Origin of the sequence: Nocardia colli (genome assembly GCF_008704205.1) — a bacterium.
Classification (GTDB): domain Bacteria; phylum Actinomycetota; class Actinomycetes; order Mycobacteriales; family Mycobacteriaceae; genus Nocardia; species Nocardia colli.
Genome location: NZ_VXLC01000018.1, coordinates 114,237 through 131,740 on the forward strand (window position 1 = coordinate 114,237; position 17,504 = coordinate 131,740).

Consider the following 17,504-nt stretch of genomic DNA (forward strand, 5'->3'; position numbering starts at 1 on the left):
CGCCGCGTCGGTTTAGCAACACGCCGTGCCGGGCCAGTAAGGTCGACTGGGTGACTGGGTCGGGTGGCGCCGCTGTGGCGGGAAAAGCGGAGACACCGGGCGATTCGGTTAGACCCGATGCGTCGGGGACGCCGAACAGCTCCGGTACATCGAGCGGCGGTTCGCTGCGTGCCTGGCAGCGCCGGGCGTTGACCAAGTACCTCGCGTCCAAACCACGCGACTTCCTCGCGGTGGCGACGCCGGGCGCCGGTAAGACCACGTTCGCGCTGCGGGTGGCCGCCGAGCTGCTCGCCGATCGCACCGTGGATCAGATCACCGTCGTCGCGCCGACCGAGCACCTCAAGCATCAGTGGGCGCACTCCGCGGCGCGCTCGGGCATCCAGCTGGATTCGCGGTTCTCCAACGCGACCGGCGGCACGTCCGGCGACTATCACGGTGTCGTCGTCACCTACGCCCAGGTCGCCTCGCATCCGTCCAGGCATCGGGTGCGCACCGAAAACCGCCGGACACTGGTCATTCTGGACGAGATCCACCACGCGGGCGACGCGAAGAGCTGGGGTGAGGCGACCGCCGAGGCGTTCGGCGACGCGACCCGCCGGCTCGCGCTCACCGGAACCCCGTTCCGCAGTGACGACAGCCAGATCCCGTTCATCACCTACGAACCCGACGAGTCGGGTTTCCCGCGCTCGCGCGCCGACCACGCCTACGGTTACTCCGAGGCGCTCGCCGACGGCGTCGTCCGGCCGGTGGTCTTCCTCGCCTATTCCGGCGAGGCGCACTGGCGCGACAGCGCGGGTGAGGAGCACACCGCACGCCTCGGCGAGCCGCTCAACGCCGAACAGACCGCTCGGGCCTGGCGCACCGCGCTCGACCCGGCCGGCGACTGGATCTCGGCCGTGTTGCGTGCCGCGGACATGCGACTGCGGCAGTTGCGCAGTTCGGGCATGCCGGACGCGGGCGGCCTGGTGATCGCCACCGACCAGGAGCGGGCGCGCGACTACGCCGAACTGCTGGAACACATTTCGGGCACCAAGCCGGCGCTGGTGCTGTCCGACGAACCGACCTCCTCGGATCGGATCGAACAGTTCGGCGCGAGCACCGAGCCGTGGATGGTCGCGGTGCGCATGGTGTCCGAGGGCGTCGACGTGCCGCGCCTCGCGGTCGGTGTCTACGCGACCAGCGCCTCGACGCCGCTGTACTTCGCGCAGGCCATCGGGCGGTTCGTGCGTGCCCGTAAGCCCGGCGAGACCGCGAGCGTGTTCCTACCTTCGGTGCCGGTGCTTTTGGATCTGGCCGCGCAGCTGGAGTTGCAGCGCGACCACGTCATCGGCAAGCCGCATCGGGAAAAGGACGGGCTCGACGACGAACTGCTGATCGACGCGAACAAGCAGCAGGACGAGCCGGGCGAGGAGGAGAAGTCCTTCGTCGCGCTGGCCGCCGATGCCGAACTCGATCAGGTGATCTACGACGGATCATCCTTCGGCACAGCGACTTTCGCGGGTAGCGACGAGGAGGCCGACTATCTCGGCATCCCGGGTCTGCTCGATGCCGACCAGATGCGGGCGTTGCTGCGGGAGCGGCAGACCAAGCAGATCGCCGACCGTGGTGAATCGGCGGCCGCCGAACCCGGTCCGCAGGTGGCGAGTTCGGCCGAACGGGTGGCTACCGCTGACCGATTGGGTGAGTTGCGCCGTGAGCTCAACAGCTTGGTCGCCATGCATCACCATCGGACCAGCAAGCCGCACGGCGTGATCCACGGTGAGCTCCGCCGCGAATGTGGCGGGCCGCCTACGGCTTTGGCGACAGCGGATCAGTTGGAGGAGCGGATCGCGGCGCTGCGCCGGATGTAATTACAGCGAGTCGCAGCCCGCAACCGGATGGAGTTGGCGAACGACTTCGCCGATCGAGAGCCGGTGTCGCCATAGTCACGCGTTGTCGACGCGCTGCCGACCGCCACGCCATCATGTCCCGCTCGGACACGTCGCCGACACCGGACGGGACACGGTTGCGGCATCGAGCGAGTGCAGGCGCTGTCATGTCCCGTTCGCCGACAACGTCGACATCCGGCGGGGCGTGGTGGTGGGATCGGTCGAGTGGCCGCACCCTGATGTCCCGCTCGGACACGTCGCTGACGCTGGACGGGGCATGGCTGCGGCATCGAGCGAGTGCAGGCGCTGTCATGTCCCGTTCGCCGACAGCGTCGACATCCGGCGGGACGTGGCTGTGGGATCGGCCGTGTGGGGGCACCTTGATGTCCCAATCGCGGGTCGGGCCGACCCGGTTCGATTGTGTGGGTGTCTTGTGGGACCGGCGGATCAGGCGGTGGTCGGCCAGGCGGCCATCGCGCAGTCGATCGATTGCGTCAGCTCCGCCAGCGAGGCGCCGTCGCGCGCTTGGATCGACAGGCCGTAGAGCACCGTGGTGTAGAAGTGGGCCAGCCCGGGGGTGTTGGTGTCCGCGGGCAGATCACCTTCGGTGACTCCGCGATCCAGCCGCTGACGGACCTCTTCGATTGTCTCCCTGCGCTTTTCGACCAGGAAATCGCGGATGCTTTCGCTGCGCGTGGTGTAGGTCGAGCCGGCCAGCACGACCATGCAGCCGTGCGGTTTGTCCTCGACGGTGTAGGCGATCGCGTTGTCCCGCAACATCGCATCGATCGCCTGCCGCGCCGTCGGTTCTTCCCGCAACGCGCGCGCGGTGTATCCGCCGTCGGTCTTCCCGTACAGGCCGATCGCCTCGCGGAACAGCGCCTCCTTGCCGCCGAACGCGGCGTACAGGCTGGGGGAGTTGATGCCCATGGCGGAGGTGAGGTCGCTCATCGACGAGCCCTCGTAGCCGTGCTCCCAGAACACCTCCATGGCGCGGCGCAACGCGTCCGTGCGGTCGAAAGCGCGCGGTCGTCCCCGATCGGCCATGGTCGGTCCTTTCTGTGTCGATCGTTAAATATACCCCTTGACGCGATCGCGGTCGATGCGCTTAGCTATTTATGTACTGATCGACACAGAATTTGAGGAGGACCGATGTCGGATCTCACGGGCAAGGTGGCACTGGTGACCGGCGGCAGCCGCGGAATCGGGGCGGCGATCGCGCGAAAGCTGGCGGCCGACGGCGCGGACGTGGCGATCACCTACCAGAACGCCGAGGTCCAGGCGAAATCCGTGGTCGCGGAGATCGAATCGCGCGGCCGCCGTGCGGTGGCGATCCGGGCGGACAGTGCCGACGCCGGTGACGTGGTGCGCGCGGTGAACCAGGCCGCGGGCGACCTGGGCCGGCTGGACATCCTGGTGAACAACGCGGGCATCTTCCCGGCCAAGCCGTTCGAGGAATTCACCCTCGACGAGATCGACCGCGCGCTGAACATCCACGCGCGCGCCGCGTTCGTCGGCGCGCAGGCCGCGGTGGCGCACATGACCGGCGGCGGCCGGATCGTCAGCATCGGCAGCAACCTGTCCGAGAACGCCTCCTTCGCCGGACTCTCGCTCTACAACCTGAGCAAGTCGGCGCTGAACGGATTCACCAAGGCGCTCGCCCGTGAACTCGGCCCGCGCGACATCACGGTGAACCTGCTCCAGCCGGGTTCCACCGTGACCGACATGAACCCGGTCGACGGCGGCCACTACGACCTGCAGGTCGGCCTGACCGCCCTCGGCCGCTTCGCCGAGCCCGAAGACATGGCCGCGACGGTCGCGTTTCTCGCCGGCGAGACCGGTCGCAACATCACCGGCTCGATCCTCACCGTAGACGGCGGCACCAACGCCTAGTCAGCCGGTGAAGTATTTGCCGGGGGAGACGCCCACCGCGCGGCGGAAGGCGGCTACGTAGGCGCTGGGGGTGGCGTAGCCGACCCGGCCGGCGATGCGGGCGATGGGGAGGCCGGCGGCCAGCAAGGGCAGCGACGCGGTGAGGCGGATCTGGGTTCGCCACTGGCCGAAGGTGATTCCGGTTTCGGCGAGGAAGAGTCGGGCCAGCGTGCGGGGGCTGGTGGCGACGGCGGTGGCGAATTCGGTGAGGGTGCGGGAGTCGGCGGGGTCGGTGGTGAGGGCGTCGGCGACCTGTCTGGCGCGCGGGTCGGTGGGGGTGTGGGCGCCGATCGGGATGACGTCGACCGGTTCGACCAGGTCGAAGACGACGGATTCGGCGCGTTCGCGGCGGTCGGACGAGGTGCCGGGGGCGCCGAGGTGGTCGAAGAGTTCGTGCAGCAGGCGGGTGACGCGGATGATCGTCGGTGCGGAGAAGGCGACGGGGCAGCGCTCGGGGTCGACGTAGATGCCGCGCATCTCGGCGCCCTCCGCGCTGCCGGTGCGGTGCGCGATGCCGCCGGGGATCCACAGGGCGCGGGTCGGCGGTAGCACCCAGCGGTTGTCGCCGACCTCGACCGCGATGACTCCTCGTGCGGCCCAGGCGATCTGGTGTTGCGGATGCTCGTGCAGGTCGAACCAGTAGCCGGCGGGCAGCACCCCGGCGCCGAGGACCATCGCGGTGGAACCGGGCGGGTCGGGCTGGACGGACGGATGGCCGTTTCGCGACACAATATGTCACCGTAGCTCGTCGCGGTCATGGCCGTCCGCTCTTAGCGTCATGGGCATGGCGATGAACATCTTCCACCGATTCTGCTGCCGCTCGGCGATGTGGGAACGCACCAGCGCGACGAAGATCGTGCCGTGGGCGTTGTCCGGCCTCGAGCTCGGCGGGTCCGCGCTCGAGATCGGTCCGGGTTACGGCGCGAACGTGCGCGCGTTGCTCGACCGGACGACCACCCTCACCGGCGTCGAGATCGACCCCGGCCTGGCCGCCCGGTTGCGCACCCGGCACGGATCGGTGATGACGGTGGTGGAGGGCGACGGCACCGACATGCCTTTCCCGGTAAAGGAATTCGACTCGGTGGTGTGCTTCACCATGCTGCATCACGTGCCCACGCCCGCGGAGCAGGACGCGTTGTTCGCCGAAGCGTTGCGCGTCCTGCGTCCCGGCGGCGTGTTCGCGGGCAGCGACGGCCTGGACAGCCGCATCTTCCGGCTGATGCATGTCGGCGACACGTGCGTCCCGGTGCCACCGGAGGACGCCGTCGCCCGCCTCACCCGCGTAGGTTTCGCCGATGTCGAAATCGAAACCGGCGCAACCAGTTTCCGCTTCCGTGCCCGTCGCCCCGACTGATCAGGCCGACGCCAGGTCGCCGAAATAATCGGCGGGATCGAAGGTGTTGATCGGCACCCACCGCGGCTCCTCCACGGGCGCGGGCGAATCATCCTGTGCCGCTTGGAAAAACCCTTGAATCTCCAACGCGAGCCGCGGATTCTCGTCCACCCGCCACGCCATGTCGTAGAACGCGGCCAGCACATGCAGGCACCGTGCCGTGCGCGCCTTGCACGAGCAGTCCGTGCCGGCCAGCACCGGTGCGATCGTGTGGCCCGCGTCGAGCACGGCCCGATGCATGTCGTCGGTGAGCACGCTGGTATCCGGAATGACCTCGCCGATCGCGGTGATCGCGGCCCGGGTCAACGGCGCGACCTCCAGATGGATCACCGACGCCTCGCTCCCGCGATGGATGGTGGCGCGCACGATCCGCCCCTCGATCGTGGCCTGCACCCCGTGGTTGCGTGCGATCGACCGCGCGCGGGGGAGCAGCGGCTCGGGCTTGGTCTGCTTCAGCGGTTCCGCGAGCCGAACCCAGTCCTTGCCCCACCTGGTATAACCGAATTCATTGTCCGGCATCAGTTCTCCCTCTGGCGGCGCAAGATCTCGACGAGCTGATCGTCATCGAGACGGGCGAGTGCGGCGATGCCCGCCGAGTCGCCGAGATCCGAGAGCGCCGACTTGCGATCGTGCATGCGGGCGATGTGCTCCTCGACGGAGGTGGTCGAGGTGAGCGTGGTGACGGTGACCGTGCGGGTCTGGCCGATCCGGTGCGCCCGGTCCGAGGCCTGCGCCTCGACCGCCGGATTCCACCAGCGGTCGAAGTGGATGACGTCCGCGGCGCGGGTCAGCGTGAGGCCGGTGCCCGCGGCGCGCAGGCTGAGGATCAGCACGGGCGGCCCGTCCTCGGCCTGGAATCCGGATACGATGGCCGCGCGCTCGGCCTGGTTCAGCCCGCCGTGGAAGAACGGCGCCGTGACCCCGAACTGCTCGGCGAGATGCCGGACCAGCAGCTCGCCGGTCTGCCGGTACTGGGTGAAAACCAGTGTCGGGGCATTCATTTCGAGGTTGTTGGCCAGGATGTCGGTGCACAGGTCCAACTTGCCGGAGCGCCCCGCGAGCTCGGTGAGCTCGCCGGTGACCAGGCCCGGGTGGTTGCAGACCTGTTTGAGCGCGGTCAGCGCCGCGAGCACCCGGCTCTGGCGGTCGATGCCGGTGCCGAACCCGTCGTCGATGGCGCGATCGAGCAGCTTGTCGTAGAGGTCTTCCTGTTCGCCGGTGAGGTCGCACAGCAGGTCGGTGTGGATCTTCGCCGGAAGGGACGCGGCGACCTGCGCCTTCTTGCGCACCAGGACAACGGGTTCGATGGCGTCTTGCAGCCGCGCCGCCGCGGCCGTCGACCCCTCCTGGATCGGCCGGACGAACCGCCGCCGGAACTGCGTCTTGTGCCCGAACAGCTTGGGCGTCACCAAGTTCAGCAGCGCCCACAGCTCTTCGAGATGGTTCTCCACCGGTGTACCGGTCAGCGCGACCCGCACCTCGGCGTCGAGCGACCGCGCGGCCTTGGACAGCTGGGTGCCCGGATTCTTGAGTGCCTGCGCCTCGTCGAAAACCGCCGTCGTCCACCGCCGTTCGTCCAGGTGCTGCCGGTGGATCCGCACCGTGGGGTACCCGGCGACGACGACCGTCCCGGCCCCGGCGTCGATTTCGCCGCCACGCCAGACGACCACGCGCAGTCCGGGCGCGAAACGATCGATCTCGTGCGCCCAGTTGCCGACCAGCGACGTCGGGCACACGACGAGCTGCGGACCGTCGCCTGCCCGCCCGAGCAGAAACCCGATGGTCTGCACCGTCTTTCCGAGGCCCATCTCGTCGGCCAGGACGGCCCCTCCGTACGCCGCGACGGTTTCCCGCAGCCAGCTGACCCCGCGCACCTGATACGGCCGCAGATCGGCTTTCAGCGTCGAGCGCAATTCCGTTGCCGCCGCCTGGGTCTCGGCCAGCACCCGGATCGTGTGTTCGGCGGACACGATCGAGGTGCCCGCCGCGTTGGGCACGGCGTGCGCCGCGATCGGCAGTTGTTCGCCTGCCGTGGCACCGGATTCCGCATGCAGCGCCGTCCGCAACAGGCGAATCGACGCTCCCGCGTCGGCGAGCTCGAGCGCCGCGAACGCCGCCGGATCGATCAACGCGCAGTCGACCGGGACGACCTCGATCGCCCCGTCGAAACCGGTGGGCACGGCAAGGGCGAGGGTCTCCCGATCGCCGAGCGTGGCGGGCGCGGGCCCGGTGTGCTCCCCGGTCCATGTCCACAGGGCGAACATGTGACGGTCGGGCAGATAGGTGGCCTGTGTGCTGGGCAGAGCGAACCCCTCCATCGGCGTAGGGTGTACGAAGTATCTTGAATAACGTACAGAGTACCGAGTTTGTTCCGAGGAGTCCCTTGCCCGACGAATCCGTCGCTGAGCAGGCAAAACAGTTGGTGAGCCTGCTGTGGCGGCACGAACTCCCGCCGCGACCGGGCGCCCGCGGACCGAAGCCGGCGGTCAGTGTGGACGCGGTGGTCGACGCGGCGGTGGCGCTCGCGGATCGCGACGGTTACGCGAAGGTGTCCATTCGCGCGGTGGCCGCCGAACTGGGCTTACGCCCGATGAGCCTGTACACCTACGTGCCCAGCAAGGACGCGCTGACCGTGCTGATGGTCGACGCGGTGGCCGACGAGGACACCCCGATCCCGGCGGATCTACCGGTGCGCGAGCGGATGGCCGCCATTGCCCGCCAGACGCGCGCTGAGCTGATCGCCCATCCGTGGCTGCTGGAAGTGTCGCTGTGGCGTCAGGTGATCGGCCCCGGTCGAATGCGGCGCTACGAACGGCAGCTCGCGGCCATCGACGGCATCGGGCTGCCGGATGTCGAGCTGGATCGGGTGATCGCCGTTTTGTCCGAATTCGCCACCGGCAACGCGCGGGTCGCGGTCGGCGCGCAGCGGGACACGCAGGCGATGACCGACCAGCAGTGGTGGGAGGTGCACGGCCCCTTGCTCACTCAGGCCATGCCGTCCAGTCTGTTTCCGCTGTCGTCCCGGGTCGGGCAGGCGGCCGGCGAGCTGTACCAGGCCCCCGCGGACCCGGACGACGCCTTCGACTACGGCCTGAACCGCCTGCTGGACGGGATCCTGGGGGACCGGAAAACCCCTGAACACACCGGCAGCGGGCGATCCGAGGATCGCCCGCTGCGGTAAACGGTTTTCTGTTGTCGGATGTTGTTATCTCAGGACGCGAGGAGTTGGTCAGATAGCGGGAGCGGATTCCGTGTCGATCACGGCTTCCAGCTCACGCAGTCGATCCATGTGTTCGTTCGCGTGGTGCTGGCAGAAGAGCAACTCGCCACCTGCGGGAAGAACGGCGCGCACTCGTGCTGCCGCTCCGCAGCGGTCGCAACGATCGACCGCGGTCAGTGGGGTGCTAGTCAGGGTTCCTGGCATGACTCCTCCGTCCTGGCTCCCGGTTCACAGACCGTTCGCCTGGTGTGGGGCCCGTGGTCACTCCGCGGGCTCGCTACCGCTACTTCCCAGCAGTGGTATGACTACTCTGTCAGACGTTCGGGACGGGGGCTTTGTTCCCGTGAGTGATTCAGTGTGTTTTCGATAACACGACCAGGGATTTCGCTACTGGCGAACATTCCAGGTCACGCTACGAACTCCGTTTGGTCACCACCTCGAACAGGCCGATCCAGTTGTCTACCGGGAGATTACCCGTGACCCACGACACTCACACGCTTGTTCACATATGCACTTTGGGCGAGTGGCTTTCCGCCCGGCAAACGGGCGAGTATCGCGCGTCGTCGCTGGACGAGGTGGGGTTCATCCACCTGTCCAGCCCGCAGCAGGCCCATCTGCCCGCCAACCGGCTCTTCTCCGGACGGCGTGACCTGGTGCTGCTCCGGCTCGATCCGGCCCGGCTGGGCGCGCCGGTGAAGTGGGAGCCGGGCGTGCCGACCGACCCGGAATCGATGCTGTTCCCGCATCTGTACGGCCCGCTGCCGACCGGCGCGGTGATCGCGGTCGAGGAGTTCCAGCCCGGTCCGGACGGCGTGTTCGCGCCGCTCGCCAAGTGAGTCAGCGGTCGCGGACCTCGCGCGCCACGATGGCGGCCTGAACCCGCGACCGCACACCGAGTTTCGTCAGCACCCGGGACACGTGCGTCTTCACCGTCGTCTCGCCGATGAACAGGCGACCGGCGATCTGCGCGTTGGACAGCCCGTCGCCGAGACAGTCGAGCACCTCGCGTTCGCGCTCGGTGAGGTCGCCGAACCCGTTCGGTTCCGGTTCGGCCGCATCGGTATTCGTCGCCGCGAACGCGGTGATCACGGCTCTGGTCACCTCCGGCGCGAGCACGCCGTCCCCGGCGGCGACCTTGCGGACGGCGTCGATCAGCGCCTGGCCCGACGACGACTTCAGCACGAACCCCGACGCCCCGGCGCGCAAGGTCCGGAAGACGTACTCGTCCAGATCGAACGTGGTCAGGATCAGCACCTTGGCCAGTTCGTCGGCGGTGATCCGCTCGGTCGCGGTGATCCCGTCGACTCCGGGCATGCGCACGTCCATCAGCACCACATGCGGCCGCAGCGCCTTGGCCTGCGCGACCGCGACGTCACCGTCGGCCGCCTCGCCGACCACCTCGAGGTCGTCCTCGGCGTCGAGGATCATCCGCAGTCCGGCGCGAATGGCGGCGTGATCGTCGGCGATCAGTACCCGGATGGTCATGCCGGACTCGCGCTGAGCGGCAGTTGGGCGAGCACTTCCCAGCGGCCGGAATCCGGTCCGGCGGTGAAGTTTCCGCCGAGCGCGGCGGCGCGCTCACGCATGTTGATCAGGCCGCGGTGCGGCTCGCCGTTCTCCGAGCGCCGCAACGCGACCGGAGCCATCGGGTTGCGCACCAGCACCCGCAGTTCCGCGTCCCGCGTGCCCACTTCGATGTCGACCTGTTGTCCCGGTGCGTGTTTCATGGCGTTGGTCAATGCCTCCTGAACGATGCGGTACGCGGCTTGATCGACCGCGCTGGGAAGTTCGGTGCCGTCGAGGGTTTCGCGCACCCGCACGCTGATCCCGGCCGCGCGGGCGGCCTCGACCAGGATGGACAGCTGCGCCAGCCGGCGCGGCGCGGCCACCTCGTCCACCCCGTCGCCGTCGCTGCGCAGCAGCCCGATCATGGTGCGCATCTCCTGCAACGCGCTGACGCTGTTGGTCCGGATGGACTGCATGATCCCGGTGACCGCCGGATCGGCGTCCTTGCGGGCCAGCACGCCCAGCGCGGCCTCGGACTGGATCGCGATGGCCGAGAGGTGCCCGGCGATCACGTCGTGCAGGTCGCGCGCCATGGTGGTGCGTTCGTCGGCGATGGCGGCGCGCCGGTCGAGCTCGGAGACCAAGGTGAGCGCCTGTGCGCGAGCGCGTTCGGCGCCCGCGATCTCCTTGTGCGTGCGCACCGAGTTGGCCCACCACAGCGGCGTCGCGATGAACGCGAACACCACGACCAGGGCGATCGAGACCGCGCGCAGGTCGCCGGTGCGGACCAGGGTCAGGATCACCACCAATCCGGAGAACACCGACCAGACCACCATCGTGATCCGTGACATCCGCCGCTCCGAATACAGCACGGCGGCGTAGATCAGGTCGCCGTAGAGGATCCACACCGGCACCGACGGGCCGAGGTGCAGATCGATGAACAGCGGCACCAGCCCGATGACCATGGCGGTCACCGGCATTCGGCGACGCAACATGGTCAACAGGCACAGCGGGGCGAACACCAGCAGCCGCGTCGACATCGGCACGTCGGTCCCGCGATCGATCAGCGCGTACAGATTCGCCGCGTAGAGCCCGGCGCCCGCGGCGAACGACAGCAGCGTGCCCAGCGCGTCGCGCGCCGTCCCGGGAAGCTCCGACCATTGCCGCACGCCTCCATCTCAGCACAGCCCTGACCAGGCGCCATCCGCCGAAGTGATGACCGCGCGGCGGAGTGAATCGGACATCGGTCTAATCTGAACGGGTGAATGTCGACGTGACAGCCCTTCCCGGGATCGGAGTCCGCAAAGACTTCGAGGTGCGCTCCGGCCGCCGGATCGGTGTGGTCGCGCATCGCGATGGCGACATCGACCTCATCGTCTCCAAGATGGACGATCCCGACGCCTGCGCCGCGCAGATCCCGCTGAGCACCGACGAGGCCGCCGTCCTGGCCAACCTGCTCGGCGCGCCGCAGCTGGTCGCGAAGCTGAACGACGAACACAGTGACCTGCCGGGCATCACCACCCGGCAGCTGCCGATCGCCGACGAATCGCCCTACGAGGGACGCACACTCGGCGAGACCGCGATGCGCACCCGCACCAAGGTGTCGATCGTCGCGGTGATGCGGGCCGGCCAGCTGCATCCCTCACCCGGGCCGGACTTCACCTTCACCTCAGGCGATGTGCTCGTCGTCGTCGGTACCCCGGACGGCTTGGACGCCGCCGCCAAGATTCTCACGCACGGCTGAAACCGATGACTGGAACCGCGCTCGCCCTAGTCGAGCTCGGAGCGATTCTGTTTGTCCTCGGCACCTTCGGGCGCGTGGCTGGTCGCTTCGGCATGTCTCCCATTCCGCTCTACCTGATCGGCGGCCTCGCGTTCGGCCAGGGCGGCATCATCTCGCTCAGCGCCGCCAACGAATTCGGCCACATCGCCGGCGAAATCGGCGTGGTGCTGCTGTTGTTGCTGCTCGGCCTGGAATACACCGCGCCGGAACTGATGACCGGCCTGCGCCGGTCGTGGGCGGCCGGCCTGGTCGACATCGTGGCCAACGCGACGCCGGGCGTGATCGTGGCGCTGATCCTCGGCTGGGGCGCGGTCGGCGCGGTCACCATGGGCGGCGTCACCTACATCTCGTCCTCGGGCATCGTCGCGAAGGTGCTCAACGACCTCGGCCGGCTCGGTAACCGCGAGACCCCGGTGATCCTGTCGATCCTGGTGTTCGAGGACCTGGCGATGGCGGTCTATCTGCCGATCCTCACCACGATCCTGGCCGGGCTGAGCTTCGCCAGCGGCGCGAAATCGCTGGCGATCGCGCTCACCGCGATCACGGTCGTGCTGGTGGTCGCGCTGCGCTACGGCCGCTACGTCTCGGCCATCGTGGACAGCTCGGATAACGAGGTGTTCCTGCTGAAGCTGCTCGGCGCGGCGCTGCTGGTGGCCGGCGTCGCCTCGGCGCTGAACGTGTCCGCGGCGGTCGGGGCGTTCCTGCTCGGCATCGCCATCTCCGGCTCGACCGCGCACGAGGCGGCGAAACTGCTGGAACCGCTGCGCGATCTGTTCGCCGCGATCTTCTTCGTCGCGTTCGGGCTCACCACCGACCCGCGCGCCATCCCGCCGGTGCTCGGCTGGGCGATCGCGCTGGCCGTGATCACCATGCTGACCAAGCTCGGCACCGGCTGGTGGGCGGCCAGCAGGCAGGGCATCCGGCCGATGGGCCGGGCCCGGGCCGGTGCGGCGCTGGTCGCGCGCGGCGAATTCTCCATCGTCATCGCGGGATTGGCGGTGACCATGGGCGGCGTCGACAAGCAGCTGGCGGCGCTGGCCTCGGCCTACGTGCTGCTGATGGCCATCCTCGGCCCGATCGCGGCGCGCGTCGTCGAGCCGGTCGTCGGAGTGGTGCAGCGCCGGGTGAAGCCCGCCCCCGTCACTCCGTGAGCGTGGCCGCGGGCTCGGGTTTGGCCGCGGTCTTCTTCTCCACCCAGCGGCCGACCACGGTCGCGAGCCCGCCGACGGCGAGGCCGATCAGGCACGCGCACAGGTGGCCGTAGTCGGTGAACGTCGGACCGATCCAGAGCGCCGCGACCAGGGTCAGGATGAGCGTGCCCGCCCACAGCAGCCGGACCAGGCCGCGGAACCGGAAGGTCAGCGCGGCGAGCACCGCCGAAAAGCCGTAGCTGGTGCCGACATCCGCGGCGACCGCCACCACCCGGGGGATGACGCCGCGGTCGATCGCGTGCGAGATGCCGGTGACGGTGAGCAGCGTCGCGCCGATGTGCCCGGTGGCGAACAGGATGATCCAGCGGGTGGTGCCCAGCCAGCGTTCCGCGTAGGCCATCACGATCAGGAAGCCGGCGATGGTGGTCCACGGGAAGCCGCCGTCGGTCCAGAACGCCGAGGCGACCAGCACCTGCACCGGGTTGTGCCGCATGTTGTAGAGGTTGGTCGACGCGGAGAAGATCAGCCGGCGTTCGACCGAGTCGCCGACCCCGCGCAGCGTCCACCAGGTGACGAACACGGTGAACGCGTAGGCGGTGCTGGCCGGCGCCGCGCCCAGGTGCTCGCGGATCGCGGGCAGCACCCGGTGCGCCAACCCGGGACGGCGCAGCCAGTCCCAGACGACGCGGGCTTCGGTGCGGAGATCGATGGTCTGCGTCCAGGGTGACCGAAACCGGACCGGGGCGGAGGCAATCACCGACCAAGTGTGCCGTGTCCGCCTGTGAGCGACCCTGCGACCCGCCTGTGTGTGCGCTGTGTCACCGGTGGCGACACCGCGTCCGTAACGTCGTTTCACACCCGGGCAACAAACACTCCCAAGAATTGGTCCACCGACCAAACGGTATGTGGACGAGGAGTGCGTAGCGCCTATGACGATCGAGGATGTGCAGGTGACCGGTGCCGCCGGGACGGACTATCTGGCCAAGCGGACGTTGCGTTCGGGCACGGCGGGCTGGGTGCTGCTGGCCGGGCTCGGGGTCAGCTATGTGATCTCCGGTGACTACGCGGGCTGGAACAGCGGCATCGCGCAGGGCGGTTTCGGCGGCCTGCTCATCGCGACCGTGCTGATCGCGGGCATGTACCTGGCGATGGTCCTCGGCATGGCGGAGCTGTCGGCGGCCTTGCCCGCGGCGGGTGGCGGTTACACCTTCGCCCGGCGCGCGCTCGGACCGTGGGGCGGATTCGCCACGGGCACAGCGGTATTGCTCGAATACGCGATCGCGCCCGCGGCCATCGCGACGTTCATCGGCGGGTACGTCGAATCGCTGAACCTGTTCGGGATCACCGACGGCTGGTGGGTGTATCTGGCGGTGTACGCGTTGTTCATCGGGGTGCATCTGACCGGGGCGGGGGAGGCGCTCAAGGCGATGTTCGTGATCACCGCGATCGCGCTGGTCGGGCTGCTGGTGTTCGCGGTGTCCGCGTGGGGTCTGTTCGAGACGGGCAACCTGACCGATATCCCGGCGGACCCGAATGCCGTTGGTAGTTCCTCGTTCCTGCCGTTCGGCGTGTTCGGGATCTGGGCCGCGGTGCCGTTCGCCATCTGGTTCTTCCTGGCCGTCGAGGGCGTGCCGCTGGCCGCCGAGGAGGCGCGGGAACCGGAGAAGAACGTGCCCAAGGGGATCATCAGCGCGATGCTGGTGCTGATCGTCACCGGCGCGGCCGTGCTCTTCCTGGCCACCGGAGCGCTTGGTGCGCAAGCCATTTCGACCTCGGGCAATCCGCTGGTCGAGGCGCTCGGCGACAGCGGGGCGGCGAAACTGGTGAACTACATCGGGCTCGCCGGGCTGGTCGCCAGCTTCTTCTCCATCGTGTACGCCTACTCCCGCCAGACTTTCGCGCTCTCGCGGGCGGGTTATCTGCCGACGAGCCTGTCGGTGACCAACGCGCGCAAGGCGCCGGTGCTCGCGCTGATCGTGCCCGGCGTCATCGGTTTCGCGCTGTCGCTGACCGGCAAGGGCGCGATGCTGTTGAACATGGCCGTGTTCGGCGCGGCACTCAGCTACGTGCTGATGATGGTGAGCCACATCGTGCTCCGGGTCCGCGAGCCGAACATGCCGCGCCCGTACCGCACGCCGGGTGGCATCGCGACCACCGCGTTCGCGCTCGTGATCGCCTGTGCCGCAGTGATTGCCACGTTCCTGGTCGATCCGGTGGCGGCGACCTGGACGCTGGTCGCGTTCTGCGCGTTCATGGCCTACTTCGGGCTCTACAGCAGGCATCGGCTGGTGGCCAACTCGCCGGATGAGGAATTCGCCATGTTGGCCAAGGCCGAGGAGGAGCTGGAATGACCTGTTACACACAGCAACTCGGCGGAGTCACCTACCGGTTCGACGGACTGGTCGAACTGCTCGCCAAGGCCACCCCGCTGCGCAGCGGCGACGAACTGGCGGGCTGCGCGGCGAGTTCGGATGCCGAGCGGGCGGCCGCCCAGTGGGCGCTGGCGGAGGTGCCGCTGACCCGGTTCCTGGACGAGCCGGTGGTGCCGTACGAGACCGACGAGGTCACCCGGCTGATCATCGACACCCACGATCGGGTTGCGTTCCAACCGATTTCGCATCTGACCGTCGGCGGACTGCGGGACTGGCTGCTGTCCGTCGCGGCCGGCGCCGGTGCCGCGGCCGTCCTGCGCGCGGTATCGCCCGGACTCACCCCGGAGATGGTGGCCGCGGTCAGCAAGATCATGCGCAACCAGGATCTGATCGCGGTCGCCCGGGCCGCCGTGGTCACCGCGGGCTTCCGCACCACCGTCGGCCTGCCCGGCACGCTGGCCACCCGGTTGCAGCCGAACCATCCCACCGACGACCCGCGCGGCATCGCCGCCGCCACCCTCGACGGGCTGCTGCTCGGCTGCGGCGACGCGGTGATCGGGATCAACCCGGCGACCGATTCGCCGCAGGCCACCGCCGACCTGCTGAGCCTGCTGGACGAGGTGCGGGTCCGCTTCGACATCCCCACTCAATCGTGTGTGCTCTCGCACGTGACCACGACCATCGGCCTGATCGAGGCGGGTGCGCCGGTCGATCTGGTGTTCCAGTCGGTCGCGGGCACCGAGGGCGCGAATGCCGGCTTCGGCGTGAATATTTCGTTGCTGCGCGAGGGCAACGAGGCCGGCCGGTCGTTGCGTCGCGGCACCGTCGGCGACAACGTGATGTATCTGGAAACGGGACAGGGTTCGGCGTTGTCGGCGGGTGCGCATTTCGGCACCGGCGGCAAGCCGGTCGATCAGCAGACCCTGGAGGCCCGGGCCTACGCGGTGGCGCGTGATCTGGACCCGCTGCTGGTCAATACGGTCGTCGGTTTCATCGGCCCGGAGTATCTCTACGACGGCAAGCAGATCATCCGCGCCGGGCTGGAAGACCACTTCTGCGGCAAGCTGCTCGGGCTGCCCATGGGTGTGGACGTGTGCTACACCAATCACGCCGAAGCCGACCAGGACGACATGGATACGTTGCTGACGCTGTTGGGTGCGGCCGGTTGCGCGTTCGTCATCGCCGTCCCCGGTGCCGACGACGTGATGCTCGGCTACCAGAGTCTGAGCTTCCACGACGCGCTGTACGCGCGGCGCGTCCTGAACCTGCGTCCCGCACCGGAATTCGAGTCCTGGCTGTCCGGGCTCGGCATGATCGACGCGGCGGGCCGGGTACTGCCGGTGGAACCGCTCGCGTCGCCGCTGCGCGCATTGGCCGGTGCCTGATGAAGCGAAGGAGCACCAAGCTGGAAGTGGTTGCGGCGCTGGATGAATCGGACACCGAGACCGATAGGGGCCGGTCGGAGCGCGCGGGCAGATCCGAAAGTGCTGCGGCACATCAGTTCTGGCAGGACCTCCGGCGCAGTACACAATCGAGGATCGGCCTCGGCCGCACCGGCGACGCGCTGCCCACCAAGCGGGTACTGGAATTCCGCGCCGCGCACGCGGCGGCGCGCGACGCAGTCCATCTCCCGTTGGACGTACCCGCACTGGGGGAGCGGATCACCGCCCTCGGCCTCGGCGAACCCGTGCACGTGCGCAGCCGGGCAACCGACCGCGCCGAGTATCTCCGCCGCCCCGACCTCGGCCGCCTGCCCGCCGAATCCCCCGATCCCGCAACCAAGTCCGATTTGTCCGATGTACCGCACCGTCCCGCCGAGATCGGATTCGTCCTGGCCGACGGACTGTCCCCGCGCGCCCTCACCGACCACGGCCCCGCGACGCTGGCCGCCCTGATCGAGGAACTCGCACCCCGCTACACACTCGCCGCCCCGGTGATCGCCACCCAGGCCAGGGTCGCCCTCGGCGACCACATCGCCGCGGCGATGGGTGTGGCCACGGTGGTCGTGCTGATCGGTGAACGCCCCGGCCTGTCGGTGGCCGACAGCCTCGGCATCTACCTGACCCATTTACCCCACCCAGGTCGCACGGACGCCGATCGGAACTGCATCTCCAACATTCACCCGCCGGAAGGCCTCGGCTACCGGCAGGCGGCGAAGGTGGTCGCGGGCTTGGTCTCCGGCGCGCGCGTCCTCGGCCGCTCGGGGGTCGACCTCAAGGACACCTCACGCGCCGACGAGCTCGGTACCGGCGAGATCATCTCGATCACCGGCGAATGAA

General features: G+C 68.8%; 18 protein-coding genes. 10 read left to right on the forward strand and 8 right to left on the reverse strand.

All coding sequences use genetic code 11. The features are described 5' to 3' along the window. Positions 1-164 precede the first annotated feature (164 nt). On the forward strand, positions 165-1,850 hold the full coding sequence (locus F3087_RS32445; RefSeq protein ID WP_150406049.1) for a DEAD/DEAH box helicase: 1,686 nt from the start codon (positions 165-167) through the stop codon (positions 1,848-1,850). A gap of 465 nt (positions 1,851-2,315) precedes the next feature. Here F3087_RS32445 and F3087_RS32450 read toward each other — a convergent pair whose 3' ends face one another. After that, the gene (locus tag F3087_RS32450; RefSeq protein WP_150405913.1) at positions 2,316-2,915 is read right to left on the reverse strand and encodes a TetR/AcrR family transcriptional regulator; all 600 of its coding nucleotides are present in this window, start codon (positions 2,913-2,915) and stop codon (positions 2,316-2,318) included. 105 nt (positions 2,916-3,020) lie between these two features. Here F3087_RS32450 and F3087_RS32455 point away from each other — a divergent pair, with 105 nt between their 5' ends. Next, positions 3,021-3,761, forward strand: a complete 741-nt coding sequence (locus F3087_RS32455) for an SDR family NAD(P)-dependent oxidoreductase (RefSeq protein WP_150405914.1) — start codon at positions 3,021-3,023, stop codon at positions 3,759-3,761. Here F3087_RS32455 and F3087_RS47200 read toward each other — a convergent pair whose 3' ends face one another. After that, positions 3,762-4,529, reverse strand: a complete 768-nt coding sequence (locus F3087_RS47200; RefSeq protein WP_263407249.1) for an AraC family transcriptional regulator — start codon at positions 4,527-4,529, stop codon at positions 3,762-3,764. It abuts the gene before it with no gap. A gap of 55 nt (positions 4,530-4,584) precedes the next feature. Here F3087_RS47200 and F3087_RS32465 point away from each other — a divergent pair, with 55 nt between their 5' ends. Then, positions 4,585-5,154, forward strand: a complete 570-nt coding sequence (locus tag F3087_RS32465) for a class I SAM-dependent methyltransferase (RefSeq protein ID WP_150405915.1) — start codon at positions 4,585-4,587, stop codon at positions 5,152-5,154. Here F3087_RS32465 and F3087_RS32470 read toward each other — a convergent pair whose 3' ends face one another. Both F3087_RS32470 and F3087_RS32475 read right to left on the reverse strand, forming a co-directional pair. Further along, positions 5,155-5,712 (reverse strand): hypothetical protein, encoded by a 558-nt coding sequence (locus F3087_RS32470; protein WP_150405916.1) that lies wholly within the window; start codon positions 5,710-5,712, stop codon positions 5,155-5,157. It lies immediately after the preceding gene. Further along, on the reverse strand, positions 5,712-7,457 hold the full coding sequence (locus F3087_RS32475) for a DEAD/DEAH box helicase (RefSeq protein ID WP_150406051.1): 1,746 nt from the start codon (positions 7,455-7,457) through the stop codon (positions 5,712-5,714). The genes F3087_RS32470 and F3087_RS32475 overlap by 1 nt, the downstream gene beginning before the upstream one ends. A 119-nt stretch (positions 7,458-7,576) precedes the next feature. On the opposite strand from F3087_RS32475, the gene F3087_RS32480 reads away from it, so the two are divergent. Beyond that, positions 7,577-8,374, forward strand: a complete 798-nt coding sequence (locus F3087_RS32480) for a TetR/AcrR family transcriptional regulator C-terminal domain-containing protein (RefSeq protein WP_150405917.1) — start codon at positions 7,577-7,579, stop codon at positions 8,372-8,374. A 48-nt stretch (positions 8,375-8,422) separates the two neighbouring features. Here the strand turns inward: F3087_RS32480 and F3087_RS46840 are convergent, their stop codons facing one another. Then, positions 8,423-8,617 carry a DUF7455 domain-containing protein gene (locus F3087_RS46840; RefSeq protein WP_150405918.1) on the reverse strand — a complete coding sequence of 65 codons (195 nt, stop codon included), beginning with the start codon at positions 8,615-8,617 and terminating at the stop codon, positions 8,423-8,425. A gap of 272 nt (positions 8,618-8,889) precedes the next feature. Between F3087_RS46840 and F3087_RS32490 the strand changes: the two genes are divergently transcribed. Next, the gene (locus tag F3087_RS32490) at positions 8,890-9,249 is read left to right on the forward strand and encodes a DUF952 domain-containing protein (RefSeq protein ID WP_191094247.1); all 360 of its coding nucleotides are present in this window, start codon (positions 8,890-8,892) and stop codon (positions 9,247-9,249) included. 1 nt (position 9,250) lies between these two features. On the opposite strand, the gene F3087_RS32495 is transcribed toward F3087_RS32490, so the two are convergent. Further along, entirely contained in the window at positions 9,251-9,898 is a 648-nt protein-coding gene (locus F3087_RS32495; RefSeq protein ID WP_150405920.1) for a response regulator, read from the reverse strand. Continuing rightward, positions 9,895-11,088, reverse strand: coding sequence for a sensor histidine kinase (locus F3087_RS32500; protein WP_150405921.1), 1,194 nt, complete (start codon positions 11,086-11,088; stop codon positions 9,895-9,897). The genes F3087_RS32495 and F3087_RS32500 overlap by 4 nt, the downstream gene beginning before the upstream one ends. Before the next feature lie 92 nt (positions 11,089-11,180). Between F3087_RS32500 and F3087_RS32505 the strand changes: the two genes are divergently transcribed. Both F3087_RS32505 and F3087_RS32510 read left to right on the forward strand, forming a co-directional pair. Then, positions 11,181-11,663, forward strand: coding sequence for a cation:proton antiporter regulatory subunit (locus F3087_RS32505; protein WP_150405922.1), 483 nt, complete (start codon positions 11,181-11,183; stop codon positions 11,661-11,663). Between the two features lie 5 nt (positions 11,664-11,668). Continuing rightward, a complete protein-coding gene (locus tag F3087_RS32510; RefSeq protein ID WP_150405923.1) occupies positions 11,669-12,853 on the forward strand; it encodes a cation:proton antiporter in 1,185 nt (394 codons plus the stop codon). Here the strand turns inward: F3087_RS32510 and F3087_RS32515 are convergent. Then, positions 12,843-13,610, reverse strand: coding sequence for a rhomboid-like protein (locus F3087_RS32515; protein ID WP_150405924.1), 768 nt, complete (start codon positions 13,608-13,610; stop codon positions 12,843-12,845). The two genes, F3087_RS32510 and F3087_RS32515, sit on opposite strands and share 11 nt — an antisense overlap. A 172-nt stretch (positions 13,611-13,782) precedes the next feature. Between F3087_RS32515 and eat the strand changes: the two genes are divergently transcribed. The 3 genes from eat to eutC are packed head-to-tail and all read left to right on the forward strand — an operon-like array spanning position 13,783 to position 17,503. Next, positions 13,783-15,204 carry an ethanolamine permease gene (eat, locus tag F3087_RS32520; protein ID WP_150405925.1) on the forward strand — a complete coding sequence of 474 codons (1,422 nt, stop codon included), beginning with the start codon at positions 13,783-13,785 and terminating at the stop codon, positions 15,202-15,204. Continuing rightward, entirely contained in the window at positions 15,201-16,610 is a 1,410-nt protein-coding gene (locus F3087_RS32525) for an ethanolamine ammonia-lyase subunit EutB (RefSeq protein WP_150405926.1), read from the forward strand. Before eat ends, F3087_RS32525 begins: the two co-directional genes overlap by 4 nt. Further along, a complete protein-coding gene (gene eutC, locus F3087_RS32530; RefSeq protein WP_150405927.1) occupies positions 16,610-17,503 on the forward strand; it encodes an ethanolamine ammonia-lyase subunit EutC in 894 nt (297 codons plus the stop codon). The genes F3087_RS32525 and eutC overlap by 1 nt, the downstream gene beginning before the upstream one ends. The last annotated feature ends 1 nt before the right edge of the window (position 17,504 follow it).

Coding starts and splice junctions, on each gene's coding strand:
- F3087_RS32450 (WP_150405913.1), bottom strand. CDS start 2,915: ATGGCCGATCGGGGACGACCGCGCGCTTTCGACCGCACGGACGCGTTG.
- F3087_RS32455 (WP_150405914.1), top strand. CDS start 3,021: ATGTCGGATCTCACGGGCAAGGTGGCACTGGTGACCGGCGGCAGCCGC.
- F3087_RS32465 (WP_150405915.1), top strand. CDS start 4,585: ATGGCGATGAACATCTTCCACCGATTCTGCTGCCGCTCGGCGATGTGG.
- F3087_RS32470 (WP_150405916.1), bottom strand. CDS start 5,712: ATGCCGGACAATGAATTCGGTTATACCAGGTGGGGCAAGGACTGGGTT.
- F3087_RS32475 (WP_150406051.1), bottom strand. CDS start 7,457: ATGTTCGCCCTGTGGACATGGACCGGGGAGCACACCGGGCCCGCGCCC.
- F3087_RS46840 (WP_150405918.1), bottom strand. CDS start 8,617: ATGCCAGGAACCCTGACTAGCACCCCACTGACCGCGGTCGATCGTTGC.
- F3087_RS32495 (WP_150405920.1), bottom strand. CDS start 9,898: ATGACCATCCGGGTACTGATCGCCGACGATCACGCCGCCATTCGCGCC.
- F3087_RS32510 (WP_150405923.1), top strand. CDS start 11,669: ATGACTGGAACCGCGCTCGCCCTAGTCGAGCTCGGAGCGATTCTGTTT.
- eat (WP_150405925.1), top strand. CDS start 13,783: ATGACGATCGAGGATGTGCAGGTGACCGGTGCCGCCGGGACGGACTAT.
- F3087_RS32525 (WP_150405926.1), top strand. CDS start 15,201: ATGACCTGTTACACACAGCAACTCGGCGGAGTCACCTACCGGTTCGAC.
- eutC (WP_150405927.1), top strand. CDS start 16,610: ATGAAGCGAAGGAGCACCAAGCTGGAAGTGGTTGCGGCGCTGGATGAA.